This is a genomic window from Paenibacillus wenxiniae, assembly GCF_039822605.1.
Lineage (GTDB): Bacteria > Bacillota > Bacilli > Paenibacillales > Paenibacillaceae > Saccharibacillus > Saccharibacillus wenxiniae.
The window spans coordinates 1-1287 of record NZ_JBCGUH010000039.1 but is presented as its reverse complement, the minus strand read 5'-3'; the positions used below and the strand labels follow the sequence as shown (position 1 = coordinate 1287).

The 1287-nt window shown below is 45.9% G+C and carries 1 protein-coding gene; it reads right to left on the bottom strand.

Annotation, left to right across the window (positions count from 1 at the left end):
- Nucleotides 1–41: 41 nt before the first annotated feature.
- A protein-coding gene (locus AAHF22_RS23695) for an IS3 family transposase (RefSeq protein ID WP_371834110.1) occupies nucleotides 42–1204 on the bottom strand; the annotation gives its coding sequence in 2 pieces (ribosomal slippage) (nucleotides 42–940 and nucleotides 940–1204; 1164 coding nt in all).
- Nucleotides 1205–1287 lie beyond the last annotated feature (83 nt).

Genomic DNA, 1287 nt, shown 5'->3' with positions numbered 1-1287 from the left:
TGGTCTTACCCCCGTCAAGTAGACACCATTAAAAAGCCACTTCAAGCTACAACCGTTTCTCGGTATTCTACCGGGGAACGGTTGTTTAGTTTTTTTTGAAATCGGTCGTGGTTGTAAAATGCAAGGTATTCGCTCACTTGCTGCTCCACCTCCGCTGGGTTTGCTGGTCGCTGTAAATAGATTTTCTCCGTTTTGAGATGAGAGAAAAACGACTCGATACAGGCATTGTCCAAGCAATTTCCACGTCTGGAGTGACTGCCGCGTACACCGAGCTGCTGTAAGGTACGGTTAAAGGACTTAGACGTATATTGAAATCCTTGATCCGAGTGCAGCATGACCCCTCGCAGATCCATGTGTTGACTCAGCTGGTTTAAGGTGTCCTGAACCAAAGCTAGGTCATTTTGCTTGGACAGACGCCACGCTACAATTTCGTTATTGTACAGATCCTGAATGACTGAGAGATACACAAATCGTTCGCCCGCGCGAATATAGGTAATGTCGGTGACCAGCTTCGTTCGCGGCGTATCCGCTTGAAACTGTCGCTCTAATCGGTTCGGATGCACTACGGAAGCTTGTTTTCCAAAGAATCGACGCTTCTTTCGAATCACCGAGCGAATGCCGAGTTTCTTCATGAAGCGGTAGACCTTTTTGTGATTCACTCGAAGCCCTTCTCTGCGCAAAGCGATCGTCATTCGCACATAACCAAAGTACGGATGTACCCGATGGATGGCCAGTAGATGCGATTCGACTTCATCGTCTCGCTGTCTGCGCTCGTTGGCTGTGACTCGACTGGCTCTCCATTTGTAGTAACCGGAACGGGAAACACGAGCGATCTTCAAGAGCCAAGCCAGACCATACCGTGCTCGAAGTTCCTCTATGATTTGAAATCGTTTCGCTTTACTCGTCACTCCTTGTGTAGATGGGGATACTGCTTTTTTAAATATTCATTCTCTGCTTTCAAATAAGCGATTTCTTCTTCCAGACTAGAAAACGTCGTTTTCTTGCGTCCGCGTTTAGAGGTAGCCGGTTCTAAACTCTGTCCCTGTTTCGCTTTAGCTGACCATACCTGCACTTGAGATTTATTTTGAATATCTAATTGGTGAGCAACTTCACGTATACTCTTGTGCTCTTCATTGACCAGCCGAGCAGCCTCTGTTTTTAATTCCAAGGTGTACCGCCGGAAGGTTTGTCCTTTTTTAGCCATGAAAAAATCCCCTTTGTTGACATGATTAAGTTCATCTTAACAGATGTCTTTTTTCGAATGTCTACTTAAAGGGGATAATACCA